Here is a 19824-nt window from a genome sequence, read left to right on the forward strand (position 1 = left end):
AAAATAAATAATGGAACAACTTTTACTACTCATATTTCTTCCACTTGCAGGTGCTATAATTACAGCGTTTGCGGGCAAGTCGGCTAAAATCGTCTCAACCGTATTTTCGGTAATTTCATTAGGATTGGCTTTATTTATAGCCGGCTCTTTTATTCCAAACGCCAGCACACAATTCGAGGCAAACTTACCATGGATTGCCGATTTAGGCATACGTTTCCACGCAGGTATAGATGGTATAAGCATGCTCGTGGTTCTGCTAACTAATTTGCTTATTCCAATTATAATTTTATCGAGCTATAAACACGAATATAAAAACCCGGCAGCTTTTTACGCACTAATATTATTTATGCAGGCAGGCTTGTTACTGGTTTTTACAGCTATGGATGCATTCCTGTTCTACATAGGTTGGGAAGCTGCGTTAATTCCAATATATTTCATTTGCGCATTTTGGGGTGGAAAAGACAGAATTCGCATCAACATGAAATTCTTCGTTTACACGATTGCAGGTTCGTTGTTTATGTTAATGGGCATAATTTATTTGTACCTGCAGAATCCTGCCCATAATTTTGATATTCAGGCATTTTATGCTTTAAATTTAGATAGCGCACAACAAGGCTGGATTTTTTGGGCTTTCTTCATTGCTTTCGCGATTAAGATGCCGATTTTTCCTTTCCACACCTGGCAGCCTGATACCTATACAGCAGCACCAACTCAAGGAACAATGTTGTTGTCGGGTATCATGTTAAAAATGGGTATTTATGGTGTTATCAGATGGTTGTTGCCTATTGTTCCAACGGGTGTTCAGGACTGGTCTGCATTAGCCATGGTTCTCTCTATCATTGGAATTGTATATGCATCACTTATCGCATTTACTCAGAAGGATGCGAAACGTTTGGTGGCTTATTCCTCTATTGCTCACGTTGGGTTAATCTCAGCAGGCATATTTGCATTAAACCAACAAGGCTTACAGGGTGCGATGGTGCAAATGTTAAGTCACGGGATTAATGTAGTTGGCTTATTCTTCGTTTTAGACATCATATTTTCACGTACTAAAACCAACAAAATCGAAGAATTGGGCGGCATTGCCAAAGTTGCCCCACAACTTGCAATCGCCTTTCTGATTATCGTTTTAGGAACAGTGGCTTTACCTGGTACAAATGGTTTTATCGGTGAGTTTTTATTGTTAATGGGCGTTTACAACTACGGCATATGGGCTGCAGCAATCGCCGGCTTAACCATTATCTTCGGCGCAGTGTATATGTTGCGTATGTACCAAAACGTAATGCTTGGCAAAACGAACGAGGTAACGATTACCTTTACCGATATTCAGGGAACTGAGAAATTGGTGCTTTATATCATTTGCGCCTTAATCATCATTTTGGGGGTATACCCAAAACCATTATTGTATTTAACAGAGGCATCTGTACAACATCTTTTAGAACAGGTAAGTCAAAAATTAACATCAGTAAAATAAGCAATGAATATTATAATAACCATTAGTATAACAGCTTTTATTGTACTTTATGCAGGTTTGTTTAAAGCAAAGAAAGCATTATTGCCGCTTACTGTTGTTGGCTTACTTACCGCTCTAGGCTTTACGGCCACAGCATGGAATGGTAATGCCATTCATTTCGGTATGATGCAAACTGACAATTTTGCGCTGGCATTTTCGGCTGTTTGTATTGTCGGAACGCTTTTGATCTTCCTGTTAACTCAAAACTATTTCCACGCAAAAAGCGATAACATTGCAGAATACTATACATTAATTCTTTTCGCCCTGGCGGGAATGATTATGATGGTATCTTACAAAAACATGGCGATGTTGTTTGTTGGGCTGGAAATTATGTCGGTAAGCTTGTATATTCTTGCAGGTATCCGTAAAAAGGATTTCGCTTCAAACGAGGCATCCTTAAAGTATTTTTTGATGGGCGCTTTTTCAACAGGTTTCCTTTTGTTCGGAATTACTCTAATTTATGGCGCTACAGGTTCTTTTGACTTGGCAAAAATCCAGGCTTACTTAATAGATAACAGTAAATCGATCTCACCAATTTTTTACCCGGGTGTAATCCTGATGATGATTGGTTTGTGCTTTAAGGTTGGTGCTGCGCCATTCCATTTCTGGACCCCGGATGTGTACGAAGGTGCTCCAACGTTAATCACGACGTTCATGAGTACTGTAGTAAAAACTGCGGGCTTTGCTGCATTTTTGAGGCTTTTCGCCGGGGCCTTCGAGCCACTTCACGATTTTTGGGTTACGCCGCTGATTGTTATTGTTTGCCTAACCCTGTTTATTGGCAACGTCACCGCGTTGTTTCAAAAGAACTTCAAAAGGATGCTGGCTTATTCGAGTATTTCTCACGCCGGGTACCTGCTGTTCTCATTGGTTGTAATAGGCGCAAACTCTCAAAATAATGTATTAGTTTATGCAGCTGCTTACACTTTTGCTTCAATCATCGCGTTCGCGGTTTTAATTCTGGTTAAACAGAAAACCGGAAACGACAGCTTTGAAAGTTTCAACGGTTTAGGAAAGAAAAATCCTTTAGTCGCATTGTCGTTAACAATTGCAATGCTATCATTAGCTGGTATTCCGCTAACTGCTGGTTTTATCGGTAAATATTTAATGTTTCTGAACGTGATGGGTGAGTACCATACCATCTTAGTCGCATTTGCAATTTTAAATGCGTTGGTAGGTTTTTACTATTATTTTAAGGTAATCGTGGCCGTTTGGTTTAAAGATGGCGCCGAAACAGAACTTTCTGCACCTGCTCAATACAAAGTGGTTCTGGCTGTTTCCGTAGCAATTACATTGATTTTGGGTATCTATCCTGCAATCATTTTAAACCTTATCTAGGTATGCACTTCTTAGATAATTATTTGTAGTTTTACGAATAATCGAATATGCAAGATTTTTGGAATAACCTGCATCACCTAATTGATCCCGAGAAATTATTGAGGGAGGGCGGTTTCTATCTTGTCGTATTTGTAATCTATGCAGAAACGGGTCTGTTCTTTGGCTTTTTTCTTCCAGGCGACTATTTATTGTTTTTAGCGGGGATGTTCGTGGCAACAGGCAAACTTGATGTAAATATCGCAGTACTATTAGCGGGCCTTTGCGTTGCGGCAATTTCTGGAAACTTTACCGGCTATTGGTTTGGCCGTAGAACCGGTCCTTTATTGTATACCAGAAAAGATAGTTTCTTCTTTAAAAAGAAATATTTAAAAGCCGCCGAAGAATATTACAATAAGCAAGGTGCGTTCGCCTTGATTATGGGCAGGTTTGTGCCGATAGTTAGAACTTTTGCACCAATTTTTGCGGGTGTAGTGAAATTAGATTTCAAACGATTTGCTTTTTACAATGTTGTAGGGGGAGTACTTTGGATTTGTTCGCTCACTTTATTAGGCTATTTTTTGGGCCGGCGGTTTGAAAAACAGATAAACGAGTACTTATTATATATTATTATTGGGTTTATACTTATCACAACTATCCCTTTATTGATTACCTTTGTAAAAAGCAAAGTAAAAAGCCCCGAAGAGGAAAAGACAGATTTAAATTAAAAATGGCAAAAGACGATCACCACGCATGGCATAGCGTATCTCCTGGTAAAAATGTACCAGAAATTGTAAACGCAATTATTGAAATTCCAAAAGGCTCAAAAGCCAAATATGAAATAGACAAAGAATCTGGTTTAATTAAATTAGACAGGGTTCTTTTCTCATCCGTTATGTATCCAGCTAACTATGGTTTCATTCCACAAACTTATTGTGATGATAAAGATCCCTTAGATATTTTGGTACTTTGTTCAGTAGACGTTTTCCCGATGACTTTGATTGAAGCAAAAGTTGTTGGCGTAATGCACATGGTTGATAATGGTGAACAAGATGATAAAATCATCGCCGTTGCGGCACACGATATGTCCGTAAATTACATTAATGATTTGGACGAATTACCTCCACATCAAATGAAAGAAATTGTTCGTTTCTTTCAAGATTACAAAGCATTAGAGGAGAAAAACGTTACCATCGAACATTTACTCGGTGTTCGTTATGCTCATAAAGTAATTAAAGAAAGCATAGAACTTTATAATACCACATTTAGAGAATTAGCTTAATGGATTTACCCACGGTCTGTTTGTTTTTTAATTTCGAATTAAGTACAATACTGCCAACAAATGTAGTTTTAGTTGCCCTGCAAGAACCTGATACCGCAAGCGTTGGTTGGCGACTATTCCTGGCACTCTTTCTGGTATTATTGAATGGATTTTTCGTTGCAGCAGAGTTTGCAATTGTAAAGGTTCGTGCCTCACAAATAGAAATAAAAGCAAAATCTGGCAGCCGTGTTGGTAAAATGGCAAAAGGCATTATCCATAACTTAGATGGATACCTTGCCGCTACACAGCTTGGTATAACGCTTGCATCACTTGGTTTAGGTTGGGTTGGTGAAGGCGTTATGCATACCATTTTTAAAAATCTTTTCGATAGCCTGCATTGGGGTTTTAGCGATGCCTTTATCCATTCTGCATCAACGGTGGTTGCATTTTCGGTAATTACGATTATGCATATCGTGTTCGGAGAACTGGCGCCAAAATCATTTGCAATACAAAGGCCTGTGGCTACAACTCTGTTTGTGTCTGTCCCATTGCAAATATTTTATGTTGTATTTAAGCCGTTCATCTGGACATTAAATAGCCTCGCAGCCATTATTTTGAAACCATTCGGCATTGATACTTCCGGTGGCCACGAATCTTTACACAGTACCGAGGAACTTCAGTATCTGTTGGATCAGGGTAAAGAAAGTGGTGCTTTAGACAATAACGAGCACGAATTAATTAAGAATGTTTTCGATTTTAATGAGCGTGTTGTCAAAAACATCATGGTTCCAAGAACCAAAATTTCTGGAATCGAATTAACTTCAGCCAAAGAGGAAGTTATTGATACCATTATAAAAGAAGGTTATTCCCGCCTTCCCGTTTATGATGAGATTATGGATAAAATTGTTGGTATTATTCATGCCAAAGATATCCTGCCATTAGTTGCCGCTGGCAACCAGCATTGGACTTTAAAAGACATCATCCGAAAACCATATTTCGTAACTGAAACAAAAAAGATCAACGATTTGATGAGCGAGCTGCAAAGTAACCGCATTCAAATTGCAATTGTTTTAGATGAGTTTGGCGGTACAGCAGGTATGGTTACACTCGAAGATATTGTGGAAGAACTTGTTGGTGAAATTCAGGATGAATACGACGAAGAAAAACCACTTGTAGAGAAAATATCAGACAATGAATTTATCGTAAATGCATTTGCAACCGTTTATGATGTAAATGAGCATTTACCACACGATTTACCTGAAGATGAAGATTTCGATACGATTGGCGGCTTGGTTTCTCACGTATTCGAGCGCATTCCTGAAGTTGGAGAAAGCAATGAATCTTACGGCTATCTGTTCACCATTCTTAAAAAAACCGAGCAGAATATCGAAACAATTAAATTAGAATTGGTCATCAATAAAGGGGATATGGTTGATAATCACTAATTTCAACTATGCATATTTTTTATACTCCAGATATAACCCAAAACACCTATACCCTTAACGAAGAAGAAAGTAAACATTGCGTCCGGGTGTTGCGGCTTCCGGTTGGTTCGCTGGTAAATCTCGTAGATGGTAAAGGTGGATTTTACACGGCTGAGATTACATCTGACAATCCGAAAAAGGTAAGCTTAACTGTTTTAAATGTCGAAGAAGCGTATCAAAAACGCAATCATTACCTGCACATTGCTGTAGCACCAACAAAGAATATCGACAGAATAGAGTGGTTTTTAGAAAAGGCCACCGAACTCGGCATTGACGAAATCACACCAATAATTTCTGATAGATCTGAGCGCAGAATTGTTAAAGAAGACAGGTTAAATAAGGTTATTACTGCTGCAGTTAAGCAATCCATTAAAGCTTATCACCCAAAACTGAATGATGCAATCTCCTATGATTCATTTCTAAAAATCCCTTTTGATGGAGATAAGTTAATTGCACACTGCATCGATAACGTTGAAAAAAAATACATTTCTGATTTAGTACGACCACGTGAAAGATATTTAATTCTTATTGGCCCCGAGGGAGATTTTACACCTGACGAAGTTAATTTAGCTTTGAATAAAGGCTTTAAAGCTTTAACTTTAGGAGAAAACAGGTTGCGTACCGAAACCGCTGCGCTGGCAACTTGTTTTGAAATCAATTACCTTAACCGATAAATCGTTTGAAATTTTCAGTTGTAAATTTCCCGTTTTCAAAAATGAGGCTGCTGCTCGGCTTCAGTCTTGTCGCTATAGTGCTTTGTCTTTATGCTTTTAGCATTGTTCCAACTTACCGCATGGCAAAATTGAAATACAATGGTGGCGGAGACTGGTATGCAGACAGAACCGCACTTCCAAACCTGATTGCTTTTTGCAATTCAAATCTGAAAACAAATTTTTATCCAGAAGAAAGTATCGTAGAAGTTGGCTCAAAAGAACTGTTCAATTATCCTTTCGTTTATATGACGGGGCATGGAAATGTTATTTTTAGCGACCAGGAAGTAAAAAACTTAAGGCAATACTTAACAGGCGGCGGTTTTCTGCACATAGATGATAATTATGGGCTTGACAAATTTATCAGGCCACAAATGAAAAAGGTGTTTCCGGAGCTAAGCTTCGTGGAATTGCCAGCCAACCATATTTTATACAATCAAAAGTTCAAATTTCCGAACGGTTTGCCCAAAATTCACGAACATGATAATAAACGCCCTCAAGGCTTTGCTTTAATTTATAAAGGCAGAGTTGTTTGTTATTATACATTTGAGTGCGATTTAGGTAACGGTTGGGAAGATTTTGGAACATATCCTGAGGATAAACAGGAAACCCGCTCAAAAGCACTTAAAATGGGCGCTAACTTAGTTCAATATGCTTTAACTCAATAAATATGTACAAGGTAAAAGTTAATGATAAGTTTCATTTCGAAATGGAAACTAAAGGCAATGATGTTATTTTGAATAATGAACCTTTAAATATTGATATAAGCGATTTGGCTAACAACCTCGCCAGTGTGATTTACAAGAATAAATCTTTTAATACTGAAGTTGTTGAGCTTAACAGGCAGGAGAAATTTTGTTCAATTAAGGTAAACGGAAACCTTTACAAGGTTGACGTTGAAGACCAGTTCGACCAGTTGCTTAAACAACTCGGACTTGATAACCTGGCCGCTAACAAAGTTGCTGAAGTTAAAGCGCCGATGCCAGGTTTGGTGCTAGGTGTTAAGGTTGCTGAGGGCGATGAGATTAAAAAAGGCGATAACCTGTTGATATTAGAAGCGATGAAAATGGAGAACATTCTTAAGTCTTCAACAGATGGCGTTATTAAAAAAGTTTTAGTGAAGCAAGGCGATAAGGTGGAAAAGAATCAAATCCTGATTCAATTTAAGTAAAGGAAATGGTCATAAATAAAAAAGGTCCTGATTTTCATCACGACCTTTTTTATTGTTTTATCTTTTCGGATTGAAAGGTTTTGCTTTCACCTGTTTGAAATTTCTTTTGCCGGCCGTGCTAATTTCAGGAGCGCCAAGCATTGTCATGGCACAACGGAAGCCAACCTCGGCAGATGCCTCATCCTGCTGCAGGAAACGACGGGTTGCTGGGTTTAACCAGTAAGCCATATCATTCCATGAGCCGCCTTTGTAAACCCTTGATTTATCATTAACCAGAGATACACCTTCTTCGTTCAGTAGTTTGTTTTGCCTGTCTCTGTAACCACGCTCATCCGCCTGGTAAGAAGTTACCATTGCCTTAGGATCTGGAGATTTAGAAATCGAATCGGCTCTTTTCGCAAGGGCTTGTTTTTCTGCCCATGTAAGTTTTTTGCCAGAATAAGCATTTTCTTTAATTGGCTTACCATATTTATCCAAGGCAATTTTGCCATTGGCCGCATCAGCAAGCTGTTTATCCTGAAACTGGTTACCACGGTATGGGTTAAAGGCTTCCGCGTCGGTAAAAGTACCGGTACGATAAACATCATTTACCCATTCGTTCACATTACCTGCCATGTTATACAAACCGAAATCATTTGGCGCATAGTACTGAACAGGTGCTGTTAAATCGGCTTTATCATTCAATGAACCACCTACACCCATGTAATCGCCGGGTGCTCTTTTAAAGTTAGCTTGAACCAAACCTCTGGTTTTTTTTGCAGCCGAGCTTACGCCCAACCCGTTCCAAGGGTAAATTTTATTTTGGCTGATATTCTCATATTCAGTGTTGCCAATTAAGCCAAGAGCCGCATATTCCCACTCCGCCTCTGTTGGTAAACGATAAGGCTGCATGATTACTCCATCTTCCAGAGTTGCGTTTCTTGTTGGCGTTGCGTTTCCGCCACGGCCGCCTGCAGCTCCAACTGAAGCGCCAGCTTTTGCATTATAATCTTTAGGCGCATTTTTACCTTTATCATCATATTGACCATTAAGGTATGCATCCGTGTTAAAAGGTTTATCTGGTCTGGCAGCTGCCGTAGCGCCAGTTGTTGTATTTCCCCCGCCTGTTTTATTGCTGGCGGCCAACGTTTTGTAATCCGTTAAAATACCTTTCTGGCGTAAAATATATTCGTTTGCCTGAGAAGTTCTCCATTCGCAAAAACGCGAAGCCTGCTCCCAGCTTACACCAACCACAGGATAATCTCTGTAAGCCGGATGTCTCAAATAGTTATCAACGTAAGGCTCATTGTATGATAATGCACGGCGCCAAACCAATGTATCAGGAAGTTCGTTGTAATAATACTCACGATCCTCAGGATAACTCGTTCTTATCCAATGTAAATATTCCAGCCAATCCGTATTGGATACCTCCGTTTCATCCATGTAGAAAGACGGAACCGTAACCTGTCTTTTATAGTTGTAAATGTTTGGCTCAACACCCGCAACCTCAATTGCGCTACCACCAACCACAAGCACACCACCCTCTATAGGAATTAAACCTGGTCCGGGCGCCCGCTTGTATTTACTGGCTACTGCGAAACTGCTGTAAGTTTTATTATTCTTATCAGCATACGGAATCCCTGTCTTACTGGAAGCGCCACCTTTGTTACCTCCACAAGAAGAAAGTAACGCGGCAAGGGCAAAACAAGAAAAAGAATATAGTAATCGTTTTTTCATAAAATGCTATGTAACTTGAAGTAGGGCTTATTCAACCGATAAATTTACGGAAATTTATATGATTTAGTAAAATTTGTGTTAATAAATATTTGAATAATATTTTTAAGCAAAACGTATTAAACCTCAATGTATTGTGTATGTATAAATATACTTTCAAAAACCGATGTTAATGCTAATTCGACTTTAATTTGGTGTATTTATTGCCTGTTACAGGGTTACAAACAAATTCATCTTGAAAGTTAAAGTTATGCTTAAGAAAGTTGCTATTATAATTGCTGCATTAATTATCATCCTTCTCGCTGCTGCAGCGGTTCTACCAAAGTTTTTCAAAAAAGAAATCGAAACAAAAATCAAATCTGCAATTAATGGTAATTTAAATGCGAAAGTAGATTTTAAAGATATCGATTTAAGTTTAATTACCTCGTTCCCCAATCTGGGTATTGAAATCAACAGTTTAACCATAATAGGTGTTGATAGTTTTGCCAAAGATACACTGGCAAATGTTAATCAATTGAAATTAAATGTTAATTTATTAAGTGTTATTAGTGGCGATAAGTATGAAATTAAATCTGTTTACTTAAACCAACCCAAAATTTTTGCTCAGGTTTTAAAAAGTGGTAAAGCAAGCTGGGATATAATGAAGGTAGATTCGGCGACAATTAAAACTGATACTTCAAAAACGGGTTTCAAGGTTGCTTTACAAAAATACACTATTGAAAATGGTAAGGTGATTTATGACGATGCGACGTTAGGTTTTTTTATGGAACTTGATAGCCTGGAGCACACCGGGAAAGGAGATTTTACACAAGATCTTTTTACATTGAAAACCCAGTCTGATATTAAAAAGGTAACTGTTAAGTACGGCGGGATACCATACCTGAATAAAGTTAAACTCGTTGCAGATTTGCCGTTGGATATTGACACGAAGGCTATGAAATTTACTTTTGCAGAGAATAAAATCCAGTTGAATGAACTTATACTCTCTGCTGTTGGTTACCTGGCGATGCCAAATAGTAGCGACATTGCAATGGATTTTAAATTTGATGCAAAACAATCTGAACTTAAAAATTTTCTATCCTTAATACCGGCAATTTATGTTTCTAATTTCAAAGATATGGAAGCGTCGGGAAGTTTTGCGATGAGCGGAACAGCGAAAGGAATTTACAATGAAAAATCACTGCCCTCGTTCAATGCAAACCTTGCCATAGAGCATGGTAAAATCAAATATCCTTCTTTGCCTTCTGCGATAAATAACATTCGGGTAGAGGCGCAGGTCAGCAATCCTGATGGTCTTATTGATCACACAACTGTTAATGTGCCGTCCTTTCACCTCGAATTTGGAAGTGTTCCTGTTGATGACAGATTGTTGTTAAAAAACCCGGCAAGCGATCCTTTCCTGGATATGGCTTTGAAAGGAAAATTAGACCTCAAACAATTGACAACCATTTTTCCGATGAAAGATATGTTATTGAGTGGTATTTTGGATGCCGATATTCAGGCTGCCGGAAAAAAATCATCGATAGACAAAGGTCAGTTTTGCAGCGAATGGCTCATTAAATAACTACTTAAGATATTTTTTCAGGAAGAACGAGGCGCTTCAGGGCAATTTCAACGTATCATCTACTTTGGTTGATGTGAACGAATTAATGGGACCGAAAGCAGCTACAGAACCTGCCGTTAAACAATCAGCTACCAAACTTTCAGTGTTTGAAGTTCCGGGTAATGTTGATTTCGAAATTGCAGCAAAAGCAGGCAAAGTACTGTACGATTCATACGATATTACCAATGCAAAAGGTGCATTATTGGTAAAAAGCAAAACCATCACTTTCAAAGAAATGAGTATGAATATGTTGGATGGCTTAGTAAAAATGAATGGTTCATACGCTACAATGGAGCCCAAAAAACCAAAAATTGATGTGGATTTTGATATCGAAAAGATGGACATCCAAATGGCTTTTCAAGCTTTCAACACTGTTAAATTGCTTGCGCCTGTTGCCAAATATACCAAAGGCACATTTTCAACAAACCTAAAATTCGATTCTAAGCTTGATGAACACATGATGCCGGTTTACTCCACAATTAATGCCGAAGGTTTAACGAATATTATTCAGGCAGTTTTGGATGGTTTTGAACCACTTAACAAACTGGCGTCCTCATTAAATTCAGATAAGTTTAAAAAACTGGAATTGAACAATCTTATCACCAGGTTCAAAATTAAAGATGGAAGATTAAATGTGGCACCGTTTGACATCAAAAAGGATGGAATTTTAATGAATGTTCAGGGTTCGAACGGTCTGGACCAAACAATGGATTATAATTTGGGACTGAATTTGCCAAGGGCAATGCTCGGAGCAAAGGCTAATGAAACGGCCAACGCAATGCTGGCAAAGCTCAATAATAAAGCCGGTACTAACGTTGCGATAAGTGAAACTATTAGAGTTAACGCAGTTTTAGGCGGTACTTTTTTAAAGCCGACCATAAAGCTGAAATATGGCCCTAGCGATGCAACCGGCACAGCGAAGCAAGCTGTGAGTAACGTAATTTTAGAAAAAAAAGCAGCGCTACAAGCCAAAGCGCAAGCTAAAATTGACACCGTAACCGCGAAAGCAACTGAAAAGGTTAAAGATGCCATTGCAGATAAATTGAACAATTTGTTTAAGAAAAAAAATTAGAATATTCTCTTCGAGAACCAAGTGCGGCACGTTTCCAACACCGCTTTAAATCAACGATTAAAATCGTATGTTTAGTTAGTAAACATTGCAAAATTCGTAAGTTTACTGTAAAATATAACACAAGCTTTTTCGTTTGATAAATATATTCCGCAAAAATATTAACTTACCAAAAATCTTAAATTACTTACCTTTAAGAATGAACTTCAAGTACATCGGTAAACTTGCTTTCTCGGCGCTGTCTTTTGCTTTGGTTTTTGGAAAAGCAAACGGACAGGCTACTATTTCTGGTACCCAAACCAATGGTAGTGAATCTAATAATGTTGTTACTGCAGTTCCTTTTTTATTAATAACCCCAGATGCAAGGGCAGGTGCCATGGGCGATGCAGGTGTTGCGGTACCTGGAGATGTTAATTCTGCGAGCATTAATCCGGCAAAGCTTGCTTTTTTGGATAAGCCTTACGGTTTTGCAATTTCTTACAGTCCCTGGCTAAAAAGTCTCGTTCCAGATATTAACCTCGCTTATTTAGGCGGTTTTTATAAACTCGATGATAGAAACACGATTGGTGCATCGCTGAGGTATTTTTCTTTAGGACAAATTCAGTTGACAGATATCAATCAACAAGATTTGGGCATTTCAAACCCGAATGAGCTTGCCTTGGATGTTACTTTTGCCCGGAACTTTGGTAAGGAGTTCTCATTAGGTAGTTCGTTACGATATATTTATTCCAATCTTGCTTCCGGCCAATTCTCATCAACCGGACAAGTTCGTGGCGGTAATGCGCTTGCAGTAGATGTTGCTGGTTTATATAAAACATCGACCACGCTTTTTGCGAAAAATGCTGTTCTTTCTGCTGGTGCAAATATTTCAAATATTGGCACGAAGATGAGTTACTCTGATGGCGGACAAAGTTATTTTCTGCCAACAAACTTCAAACTCGGTGGAGCTGGTACAATTTCAATTGATGATTTTAATACATTTACTTTCGCCGTAGATTTTAACAAATTGCTTGTCCCAACACAACCAATTTACGATTCGAACAACAATATTGTGAGTGGTAAAGATCCAAACCGCTCAGTTCCTGCGGCGATTTTTGGTTCGTTTTCTGATGCACCCGGAGGTTTTAGCGAGGAGCTGAAAGAGGTTGGCATCTCTACAGGGTTCGAATATTGGTACAATCAGCAGTTTGCCATTCGCGGGGGTTATAATTATCAAAGTCCACAAAAAGGCGACAGCCGTTACTTTACATTGGGGGCGGGTTTAAAATACAATGTTTTTAATATTGATTTTGCCTACCTTATCGCAAATGCGCAAAGCAGTCCGCTGGCAAATACTCTACGTTTCAGCCTTTTATTTAACTTCGGTGATAAAAAAGGACTAAAATAAAGGTCGAACCAGATTATTTTGGCAATTTCGTGCCAATACCTTTACATTTAATTTTATGAAAATAAGAGTAGGTTTTGGATTTGACGTCCATCAGTTAAAAGACCAGCATCCATTTGTTGTGGGTGGTGTTACTTTAGAATACCATAAAGGCGCTTTCGGCCATTCAGATGCAGATGTTTTGTTGCATGCCATTTGCGACGCACTTTTAGGTGCGGCGAATCTACGCGATATTGGTTTCCATTTTAAAAATACAGACGATAGGTGGAAGGGAATAAGTAGTGTAATTTTACTGAAAGAAACGGTTAAATTGCTAACCGCAAAAGGGTGGCAGGTAGGCAACATTGATGCAATGCTTTGTTTAGAGGCACCAAAAATAAACCCTCATATTCCCGCAATGCAGGCCAACATTGCGGAAGCCATTGGAATATCTGTCGAAGAAATATCAATTAAAGCAACAACGAACGAAATGATGGGTTTCGTGGGTAGAGAGGAAGGTGTGGTTGCATACGCAGTTTGTTTAATTGAGCGTATTTAAGGTTTTCAGATAAATTAAAGCCCGGCGATTTTCATCCACCGGGACGAAGATTATACTGTGGCTTCTTTTACGTTGCCTGTTCTTTTGAGTGTTCCCCAGGTTTCGAGTTCTCCTTTTATCGCCTTGCGAAATGAGCGGAACAAAACCAAATACATCAGTTGCCTCCAAAAAAAACGTTGTGGAAAGATGTACAGCAGGTTTTTAAATTTTTCCTTTTCCATCTTAAACGCGATTGCGGCAAAAATCATGTCTACAAAGATAAAAATCAGGTAGTAGAACAGAACCTGGCCAAAACCATTGTGTAAGCTCAAGATTCCAGAAAAGCCTGTTAATGTTAGGTTGTTAATGGCGCTTAATGAAAACAATCCGCTTATCAGCGATATCAACATAAATAGATCGGCTAAAGGCGAAAATAGAGGTAAAATGATCTGATAAATCAGAATATTTGGCATCCCAACCATACCGAAATAACCATATTTTTTGTTTAATAACGTCTTTCGGTTTTTCCAGAAACTTTGCATAACACCAAAACTCCAGCGAAACCGTTGTTTCAAAAGCATATTTACCGTTTCGGGTGCTTCGGTGTAAGCAATCGCGGTATCACAGTTTTTTACTTTATAGCCCGCTTTTAAAATACGCATGGTAAGGTCGCAATCTTCTGCAAGTGTATCGATGGTGAAGGCGCCAACTTCCAGCACAACATGTTTACGGAAAGCACCAATTGCACCAGGCACAACCGTAATGGTATTCAGCAAATCAAATGCCCGCCGATCCATATTTTGAGCGGTAATGTACTCTATAGATTGCCATTTTGTAATGATGTTATATGCGTTTCCAACCTTAACCGTACCTGCAACAGCAGCAATTTTTGGACTATAAAAGTAACGCATAAGTTCGGTTACCGCATCAGTTTTTAGCTGTGTATCTGCATCTATACAGATGATAAACTCTGCACTCGCTTTGGTAATACCAAAATTAAGTGCTGAAGCTTTTCCTCCATTTTCTTTACGGTAAACTTTAACTTGCGGATGATTTCCAAAATGCTGATGAATAATTTCAAAAGTTTTGTCTTTCGAGCCGTCATCAACAAAAATCAATTCGAAATTTGGATAAGTTGTTTTTAGCAGGCTATTTATGGTTTGTACAGCAGTTATCTCTTCATTATATGCCGGAATTATTATACTTACTTTTTCAAAAGGATTTTCTATTAATTTATAAGCATTGCGCCTGGCTCTCTTGCGTTGTCTGACGGCTAAATAGGCGATAAAAATCGTTCTTAAAATGGCCAAAACAATTGCGACGCTAAAGATTATGTTCAATATTAGGTTCCCGTAGTAGAAAAAGTTGATAAAAAGATAGTCGCCAGAACCGAGAAACCCGCTATTTGCGTTTGATTTTACGGCGGGCATCAATTCAGATCGCTTTTTGCCCATCAAATCGCCGACAGTAGTAAATTTATAACCTTTTTGTTTAAAATATTTTATAATCCTTGGTAAGGCAGCAACTGTTGCTTCGCGGTTTCCTCCCGCATCGTGCAACAAAATAATGTTACCATTTTCCTGCTGTTTAACAACTTCATTAAAAATCTGGTCGGCAGTTTTGCCAGGTTCCCAGTCTTCCGGATCTATAGATTCACCTATATTAATGTAATTTTCTTTTCTGCTTTGTGCTACCGGTAATATCTCTGCTGTGTTTTCAGGTTCGGCATCGGCATTAAATGGCGCACGGAATAAAATTGTACTGTGCCCGGTAACCGCCTCAATTAACCTGCGTGTTGCATTTAGTTCGAACTTAACACGCCTTGGCCCAACAGATGACATATCCGGGTGGAAAAAAGTATGGTTTCCAATTTCATAACCTTCATCAAACTGCTGTTTTAAAAGTCCGATATTCTTCTCCGCCATAATACCGACAACGAAAAAACAGCCTGGAACATTTTCCTTTTTTAAGATGCTTAAAACCTGAGGTGTATAAACCGGATCGGGACCATCATCAAAAGTAAGGGCAATCTTTTTATCAGCCTCACCAAATCTTTTTATAACATACTGCGTTGGTAAGCGCATGTACTGCTGATTTGCGATTGTAAAATCATCTTTGTTTAGCGTAAACCTAACAGCTCCAGGGTTCGGCGTAGAAACCAGATCCAAAATCTCGCCATCGCCAATGTAAGCAACGCCACCTATAGTTAGCGGAGAAATTTTGCGTAAGTCTATTGGTTTTTTCTTTAATGAATCCAAACTCAAATCGCGGGAAATAAACTGCCATAATCTCTTATCTTCTGAACCTAAGCGCCAAAGTGCAATGCCCGCGATGTCCCAATCATCAGCCTTCCTTATTAAATTAAAGTACGTAGAAGCATCTGTAAAATAAACTTTATGGCCAATTCCGCTGCCGTCTTTATAGCTGAAATTTAGGTTTGCAGATATAGGATCGAAATTTATTCTACTTTGATAATTTACAGCCACCGTCATGGCGTCTTCATAAGTGACCGGTTTACCAACACTTCCTTTTGGCCAATCGTAACCATAACAGGCCAAGGCTAAAATAACCTTATTGGCATCCATTTTACTGCAAATATCGTCGAGCTTTTCCTCTACCCATTCCTGGTTGGAAATATCCCCGGCATTACTATCTTCAGTATGCTGATCGTAAGCCATCAACACAATATAATCATTGTAATGCTGTAAAATTTCAGCGCTGTAATCATCATTTTCAGGGGAGATATCTTGCGAAACGATCAATTTCTCTGCATGAAACTGAGTGTATAGATTTTTCATGAAAGCGTTAAAGCCATCCCTGTTTTCTAAGTTTAATTCCTCAAAATCTATATTAATGCCTTTATAACCATATTTTTTGGTGATGCTGATTAGGTTATAAATCAGCTTCTGCTGTGCTGGCATGTCGTTCAAAAGTCGTCTCACGGCAGCCCCGTCCCAATGATCCTTATTGTAGTTTGAAACCACTGCAAGCGCCGACTTTTTGGCGCCATTAATTACCCTCAAAGCAGCGGTATCGGCTTTATCCACAATTGAATCACCATTTAAGAAAAAAGATTCTGTAGCCACGACGTCAAGATGACCAATATTTCTTTTCAGATCGGGAAGTGATTTAGCAACTGTACCAGCCCAACTAACATAGAAAGCCATGTTAATCCTTTTATTATCACCATGCCTCGACAAAATTCTTCGTTCGCGATCTTGCTTTATCTTCTGTAATGTTGATTTTTCGATAGAAAAGTTTTTGTATTGCTGTGATTTTTTTAACTTTTCAAGTTGCTTCTGGGTTAGCGGTCCATTCGTATTTAAGTAAGGTAGATTCGGAGATTGAACCGAAGATAGGGTAAAGGCAACGCAAATAATTGCGATTACGAATGCTAAAAAAAAAGTGCGGCTAACCCAGGTAAAGGCATGCCAACGTTTCTTTGTTTCAGTTTGAAATATTTGTTTTCCGGACATTTTTCTGGTCTGATTTATTTAACAAATGTGATGAAACAATGTGAAGATTGTATGAAATTGTTGGTCGGGTGTAAAGCGGCTGCGATGTGGAATGAGTGGCGTTATGAAATTAAAAATACACAAAAAAGCCGGCATTTCTCTCAAATATGCCAGCTCAAAATATAAATTATAAACCTGTTTTATTCTTCTAAATACCCGAATTTGCCTTGATTATAATCCGATAAAGCCTCTGCTATTTCTTCTTCAGTATTCATTAAAAACGGGCCATACTGGCTAATCGGCTCATCAATGGGTTCGCCGCTTAATATTAAAATTACAGTTTTCCCTAACGCTTCAATAGTAATTTCTGTTCCCTCATTGCTGAAATGGACAAAATTATCGGTGCTTGCAGTAGTTTTTCCGTTAATTTTTACAGCGCCTTCAATAACCATAAAACCTGTATTGTAGTTAGCCGGGAAACTGAAACTCGCCTTCCCACCTTCATTCAACCTGGCATTATACAACTCAATAGGGGTAAATGTTGTTGCGTTACCTTGAATGCCTTTATAAGTGCCCGCAATTATTTCGATTTTGCCGCCATTTTCAGGCAGTGTAAAAGCGGCCATATCAGCTTGTTTAACAGCCTGATATTTTGGTCTGGTCATTTTAAATTCTGCCGGCAAATTAACCCAAAGCTGCACCATTTGGAATGGCCCGCCTTGTAGGCTGTAGGCCTCTTCATGATATTCCTTGTGCAAAATTCCACTGGCAGCTGTCATCCATTGCACGTCGCCGGGGTAAATAACGCCACTGTTACCCGAGCTGTCGTGATGCGCAACCGCACCATGATAAGCAATGGTTACGGTTTCAAAACCTCTATGCGGATGGACACCCACGCCTCGAGGCTCCTTTCTTGCTGAAAATTCGATTTTAGAGCCGTAATCCATCAGAAAAAACGGACTCATATCTATTTTATAGCCACTTGGAAAAAAATTATGTACCCTGAAACCATCGCCAACCATATGTGGTGCCGGGGCTTTTAGTACATCTGCTACTTCTTTGATTTTTATTTCCATCATACCTCCATGGAAAATTTAAGTTCAGCCTGCAAACTGCAGGCTGTATATTTAGATCGTAATTAAGCTTGCTTCACAAATTGTAGCTCGCCTAAAATGCGTACTTCTTCACTCACCATAACGCCACCAGTTTCAAGAGCTGCATTCCAGGTTAAACCGAAATCTGAACGGTTAATTTTTCCACTCAAAGTAAAGCCAGCTTTTGTATTTCCCCATGGATCTGTAGCTATACCACCAAATTCAGCAGTTAACTTTACAGGTTTAGTTTCGCCTTTGATGCTTAAATCGCCTTTAACCAGGTAATCGCTGCCATCTTTTTCTATTGATGTAGATTTGAATTCAATGTGTGCAAAATTTTCAGCGTCAAAAAAATCACCACTTTTTAAATGATTATCGCGGTCTGTGTTTCCGGTGTCAATCGAACTGATATCACCTTTAAACGAAATTTCGCCGTTTTCAAACTCATCACCTTCAGATGTTAAATCTGCCGTGAAAGATTTTAAACTACCAGTTACAGTAGTAATCATTAAATGTTTTACTTTAAATTGTAATTCGCTGTGGGTTGGATCTAAAGTCCATTTTGTAGTTGCCATATCTTTTTGTTTTTGAATTGTTATTATTTACAACACAAATGTACAGCAAGCAGTTTAGCTAGAAATTGATGTATGATAAGTAAATCAACGAATTACAGGTTGATTTCGGTGAACAAAAGAATTTTTCAGTTGGTCATTCAACAAGTGCAAATTTGCCTTTCGAATGCTTATGATGGCCTGAAATGTTTATTGGCTAACTCTTTTCTCACCCGGCTCAGCGATTCTGGTGTTATACCAAGGTATGAAGCTATCATCCATTGTGGAACCCGGAGCGTTAAGTTTGGATATAGTTTTATAAAATCGAGGTAACGTTCTTCTGCAGTTGCACTTAACAACATGTTAATCCTTTTTTGCATAAAACGGATAGAATTATTCAATAATCTGGTGTGCATAGGTTGCAAGCAAGGAACTTTTATGGCCGCCTGTTCCATAAAATCATTCGGCATTATCACAACTTCGGTTGCCTCAATAGCATCGATAAAAAACACAGAAGGCTCGTTGTTCATGTTATTCCTATCGGAGATTAACCAGTTTTCGGGGGCAAACTGAAGAATGTGCTCTTTTCCTTTTGAATCTATTGAATAGGCACGCAGCAAACCCTTGCAAACAAAGAAGCCGTGCTTGCTAATGTCGCCGGTATATTGAATTATTTCGTTCTTATCAAACTTTTTTATTTTTAAACCCTCAGAAATACTGTCGAATTGCTCATCAGTTATTTGGATTTTTTCCTTAAGATAATTTTTAAACTGATCAGTCATAAACGGCGGAAGTTACTTTTTCGCAGGCTTAATGTCAGAAAAATCTACGCCACATTTGCAATTTCCACCACATCCGTCTTTTTTAACCTGTAAAGATTTGTAAACCAAACGGCCAACATACACCAATGCAACCGCAAAAAGTACAAAAACTAAAATCGTTTGAGTATTCATAGAACAAATATAACCCGATTTTGGTATTTAGA

At 38.6% G+C, this 19824-nt stretch carries 18 protein-coding genes; 12 read left to right on the forward strand and 6 right to left on the reverse strand.

Annotated elements, in window-relative coordinates; all coding sequences use genetic code 11:
* Positions 1-10: 10 nt before the first annotated feature.
* The 8 genes from ASG14_RS01830 to ASG14_RS01865 all read left to right on the forward strand — a co-directional run bounded on the left by ASG14_RS01830 (position 11) and on the right by ASG14_RS01865 (position 7453).
* On the forward strand, positions 11-1474 hold the full coding sequence (locus ASG14_RS01830) for a NuoM family protein (RefSeq protein ID WP_056869359.1): 1464 nt from the start codon (positions 11-13) through the stop codon (positions 1472-1474).
* A 3-nt stretch (positions 1475-1477) separates the two neighbouring features.
* Entirely contained in the window at positions 1478-2851 is a 1374-nt protein-coding gene (locus ASG14_RS01835) for an NADH-quinone oxidoreductase subunit N (RefSeq protein WP_056869360.1), read from the forward strand.
* 47 nt (positions 2852-2898) lie between these two features.
* Positions 2899-3555: a DedA family protein gene (locus ASG14_RS01840; RefSeq protein WP_056869361.1), complete on the forward strand. Its 657-nt coding sequence runs from the start codon at positions 2899-2901 to the stop codon at positions 3553-3555.
* A 2-nt stretch (positions 3556-3557) separates the two neighbouring features.
* Positions 3558-4109 carry an inorganic diphosphatase gene (locus tag ASG14_RS01845; RefSeq protein ID WP_056869362.1) on the forward strand — a complete coding sequence of 184 codons (552 nt, stop codon included), beginning with the start codon at positions 3558-3560 and terminating at the stop codon, positions 4107-4109.
* Positions 4109-5533, forward strand: coding sequence for a hemolysin family protein (locus ASG14_RS01850; protein WP_082491291.1), 1425 nt, complete (start codon positions 4109-4111; stop codon positions 5531-5533). The genes ASG14_RS01845 and ASG14_RS01850 overlap by 1 nt, the downstream gene beginning before the upstream one ends.
* Positions 5534-5541: 8 nt before the next feature.
* Positions 5542-6246 (forward strand): 16S rRNA (uracil(1498)-N(3))-methyltransferase, encoded by a 705-nt coding sequence (locus ASG14_RS01855; protein WP_056869363.1) that lies wholly within the window; start codon positions 5542-5544, stop codon positions 6244-6246.
* A 119-nt stretch (positions 6247-6365) separates the two neighbouring features.
* Positions 6366-6950 (forward strand): DUF4159 domain-containing protein, encoded by a 585-nt coding sequence (locus ASG14_RS01860; RefSeq protein WP_369817208.1) that lies wholly within the window; start codon positions 6366-6368, stop codon positions 6948-6950.
* 2 nt (positions 6951-6952) lie between these two features.
* A complete protein-coding gene (locus tag ASG14_RS01865; protein WP_056869365.1) occupies positions 6953-7453 on the forward strand; it encodes an acetyl-CoA carboxylase biotin carboxyl carrier protein subunit in 501 nt (166 codons plus the stop codon).
* A gap of 57 nt (positions 7454-7510) precedes the next feature.
* Here ASG14_RS01865 and ASG14_RS01870 read toward each other — a convergent pair whose 3' ends face one another.
* Positions 7511-9169: an SUMF1/EgtB/PvdO family nonheme iron enzyme gene (locus tag ASG14_RS01870; RefSeq protein ID WP_056869366.1), complete on the reverse strand. Its 1659-nt coding sequence runs from the start codon at positions 9167-9169 to the stop codon at positions 7511-7513.
* 232 nt (positions 9170-9401) lie between these two features.
* Between ASG14_RS01870 and ASG14_RS20465 the strand changes: the two genes are divergently transcribed.
* The 4 genes from ASG14_RS20465 (at position 9402) to ispF (ending at position 13760) form a co-directional block, all read left to right on the forward strand.
* The gene (locus ASG14_RS20465) at positions 9402-10730 is read left to right on the forward strand and encodes an AsmA family protein (RefSeq protein WP_235528482.1); all 1329 of its coding nucleotides are present in this window, start codon (positions 9402-9404) and stop codon (positions 10728-10730) included.
* Between the two features lie 85 nt (positions 10731-10815).
* Positions 10816-11841, forward strand: coding sequence for an AsmA-like C-terminal region-containing protein (locus ASG14_RS20470; RefSeq protein ID WP_235528483.1), 1026 nt, complete (start codon positions 10816-10818; stop codon positions 11839-11841).
* A gap of 196 nt (positions 11842-12037) precedes the next feature.
* A complete protein-coding gene (gene porV, locus ASG14_RS01880) occupies positions 12038-13225 on the forward strand; it encodes a type IX secretion system outer membrane channel protein PorV (RefSeq protein ID WP_056870198.1) in 1188 nt (395 codons plus the stop codon).
* 55 nt (positions 13226-13280) lie between these two features.
* Positions 13281-13760: a 2-C-methyl-D-erythritol 2,4-cyclodiphosphate synthase gene (gene ispF / locus ASG14_RS01885; RefSeq protein WP_056869367.1), complete on the forward strand. Its 480-nt coding sequence runs from the start codon at positions 13281-13283 to the stop codon at positions 13758-13760.
* A gap of 50 nt (positions 13761-13810) precedes the next feature.
* Here ispF and ASG14_RS01890 read toward each other — a convergent pair whose 3' ends face one another.
* The 5 genes from ASG14_RS01890 to ASG14_RS19980 form a co-directional block, all read right to left on the reverse strand.
* Positions 13811-17215, reverse strand: coding sequence for a glycosyltransferase (locus tag ASG14_RS01890; protein WP_056869368.1), 3405 nt, complete (start codon positions 17213-17215; stop codon positions 13811-13813).
* A 179-nt stretch (positions 17216-17394) separates the two neighbouring features.
* Positions 17395-18273, reverse strand: a complete 879-nt coding sequence (locus ASG14_RS01895) for a pirin family protein (RefSeq protein WP_235528484.1) — start codon at positions 18271-18273, stop codon at positions 17395-17397.
* Positions 18274-18332: 59 nt separating this feature from the next.
* A complete protein-coding gene (locus ASG14_RS01900; RefSeq protein ID WP_056869369.1) occupies positions 18333-18863 on the reverse strand; it encodes a YceI family protein in 531 nt (176 codons plus the stop codon).
* A gap of 167 nt (positions 18864-19030) precedes the next feature.
* The gene (locus ASG14_RS01905; RefSeq protein ID WP_056869370.1) at positions 19031-19621 is read right to left on the reverse strand and encodes a Crp/Fnr family transcriptional regulator; all 591 of its coding nucleotides are present in this window, start codon (positions 19619-19621) and stop codon (positions 19031-19033) included.
* Positions 19622-19633: 12 nt separating this feature from the next.
* Positions 19634-19792: a FeoB-associated Cys-rich membrane protein gene (locus tag ASG14_RS19980; RefSeq protein ID WP_082491293.1), complete on the reverse strand. Its 159-nt coding sequence runs from the start codon at positions 19790-19792 to the stop codon at positions 19634-19636.
* Positions 19793-19824: the final 32 nt, after the last annotated feature.

It is taken from the genome of Pedobacter sp. Leaf194 (assembly GCF_001423945.1).
In the GTDB taxonomy this organism is placed as follows: domain Bacteria; phylum Bacteroidota; class Bacteroidia; order Sphingobacteriales; family Sphingobacteriaceae; genus Pedobacter.

What these genes read in the sequence shown, in the direction of transcription:
- ASG14_RS01840 (WP_056869361.1), top strand. Translation starts at nt 2,899, where the DNA reads ATGCAAGATTTTTGGAATAACCTGCATCACCTAATTGATCCCGAGAAA.
- ASG14_RS20470 (WP_235528483.1), top strand. Translation starts at nt 10,816, where the DNA reads ATGGGACCGAAAGCAGCTACAGAACCTGCCGTTAAACAATCAGCTACC.
- ASG14_RS01900 (WP_056869369.1), bottom strand. Translation starts at nt 18,863, where the DNA reads ATGGCAACTACAAAATGGACTTTAGATCCAACCCACAGCGAATTACAA.
- ASG14_RS01830 (WP_056869359.1), top strand. Translation starts at nt 11, where the DNA reads ATGGAACAACTTTTACTACTCATATTTCTTCCACTTGCAGGTGCTATA.
- porV (WP_056870198.1), top strand. Translation starts at nt 12,038, where the DNA reads ATGAACTTCAAGTACATCGGTAAACTTGCTTTCTCGGCGCTGTCTTTT.
- ASG14_RS01855 (WP_056869363.1), top strand. Translation starts at nt 5,542, where the DNA reads ATGCATATTTTTTATACTCCAGATATAACCCAAAACACCTATACCCTT.
- ASG14_RS01890 (WP_056869368.1), bottom strand. Translation starts at nt 17,215, where the DNA reads ATGTCCGGAAAACAAATATTTCAAACTGAAACAAAGAAACGTTGGCAT.
- ASG14_RS01850 (WP_082491291.1), top strand. Translation starts at nt 4,109, where the DNA reads ATGGATTTACCCACGGTCTGTTTGTTTTTTAATTTCGAATTAAGTACA.
- ASG14_RS01835 (WP_056869360.1), top strand. Translation starts at nt 1,478, where the DNA reads ATGAATATTATAATAACCATTAGTATAACAGCTTTTATTGTACTTTAT.
- ASG14_RS01895 (WP_235528484.1), bottom strand. Translation starts at nt 18,273, where the DNA reads ATGATGGAAATAAAAATCAAAGAAGTAGCAGATGTACTAAAAGCCCCG.
- ASG14_RS01870 (WP_056869366.1), bottom strand. Translation starts at nt 9,169, where the DNA reads ATGAAAAAACGATTACTATATTCTTTTTCTTGTTTTGCCCTTGCCGCG.
- ASG14_RS01905 (WP_056869370.1), bottom strand. Translation starts at nt 19,621, where the DNA reads ATGACTGATCAGTTTAAAAATTATCTTAAGGAAAAAATCCAAATAACT.
- ASG14_RS01860 (WP_369817208.1), top strand. Translation starts at nt 6,366, where the DNA reads ATGGCAAAATTGAAATACAATGGTGGCGGAGACTGGTATGCAGACAGA.
- ASG14_RS19980 (WP_082491293.1), bottom strand. Translation starts at nt 19,792, where the DNA reads ATGAATACTCAAACGATTTTAGTTTTTGTACTTTTTGCGGTTGCATTG.
- ASG14_RS01845 (WP_056869362.1), top strand. Translation starts at nt 3,558, where the DNA reads ATGGCAAAAGACGATCACCACGCATGGCATAGCGTATCTCCTGGTAAA.
- ASG14_RS01865 (WP_056869365.1), top strand. Translation starts at nt 6,953, where the DNA reads ATGTACAAGGTAAAAGTTAATGATAAGTTTCATTTCGAAATGGAAACT.
- ispF (WP_056869367.1), top strand. Translation starts at nt 13,281, where the DNA reads ATGAAAATAAGAGTAGGTTTTGGATTTGACGTCCATCAGTTAAAAGAC.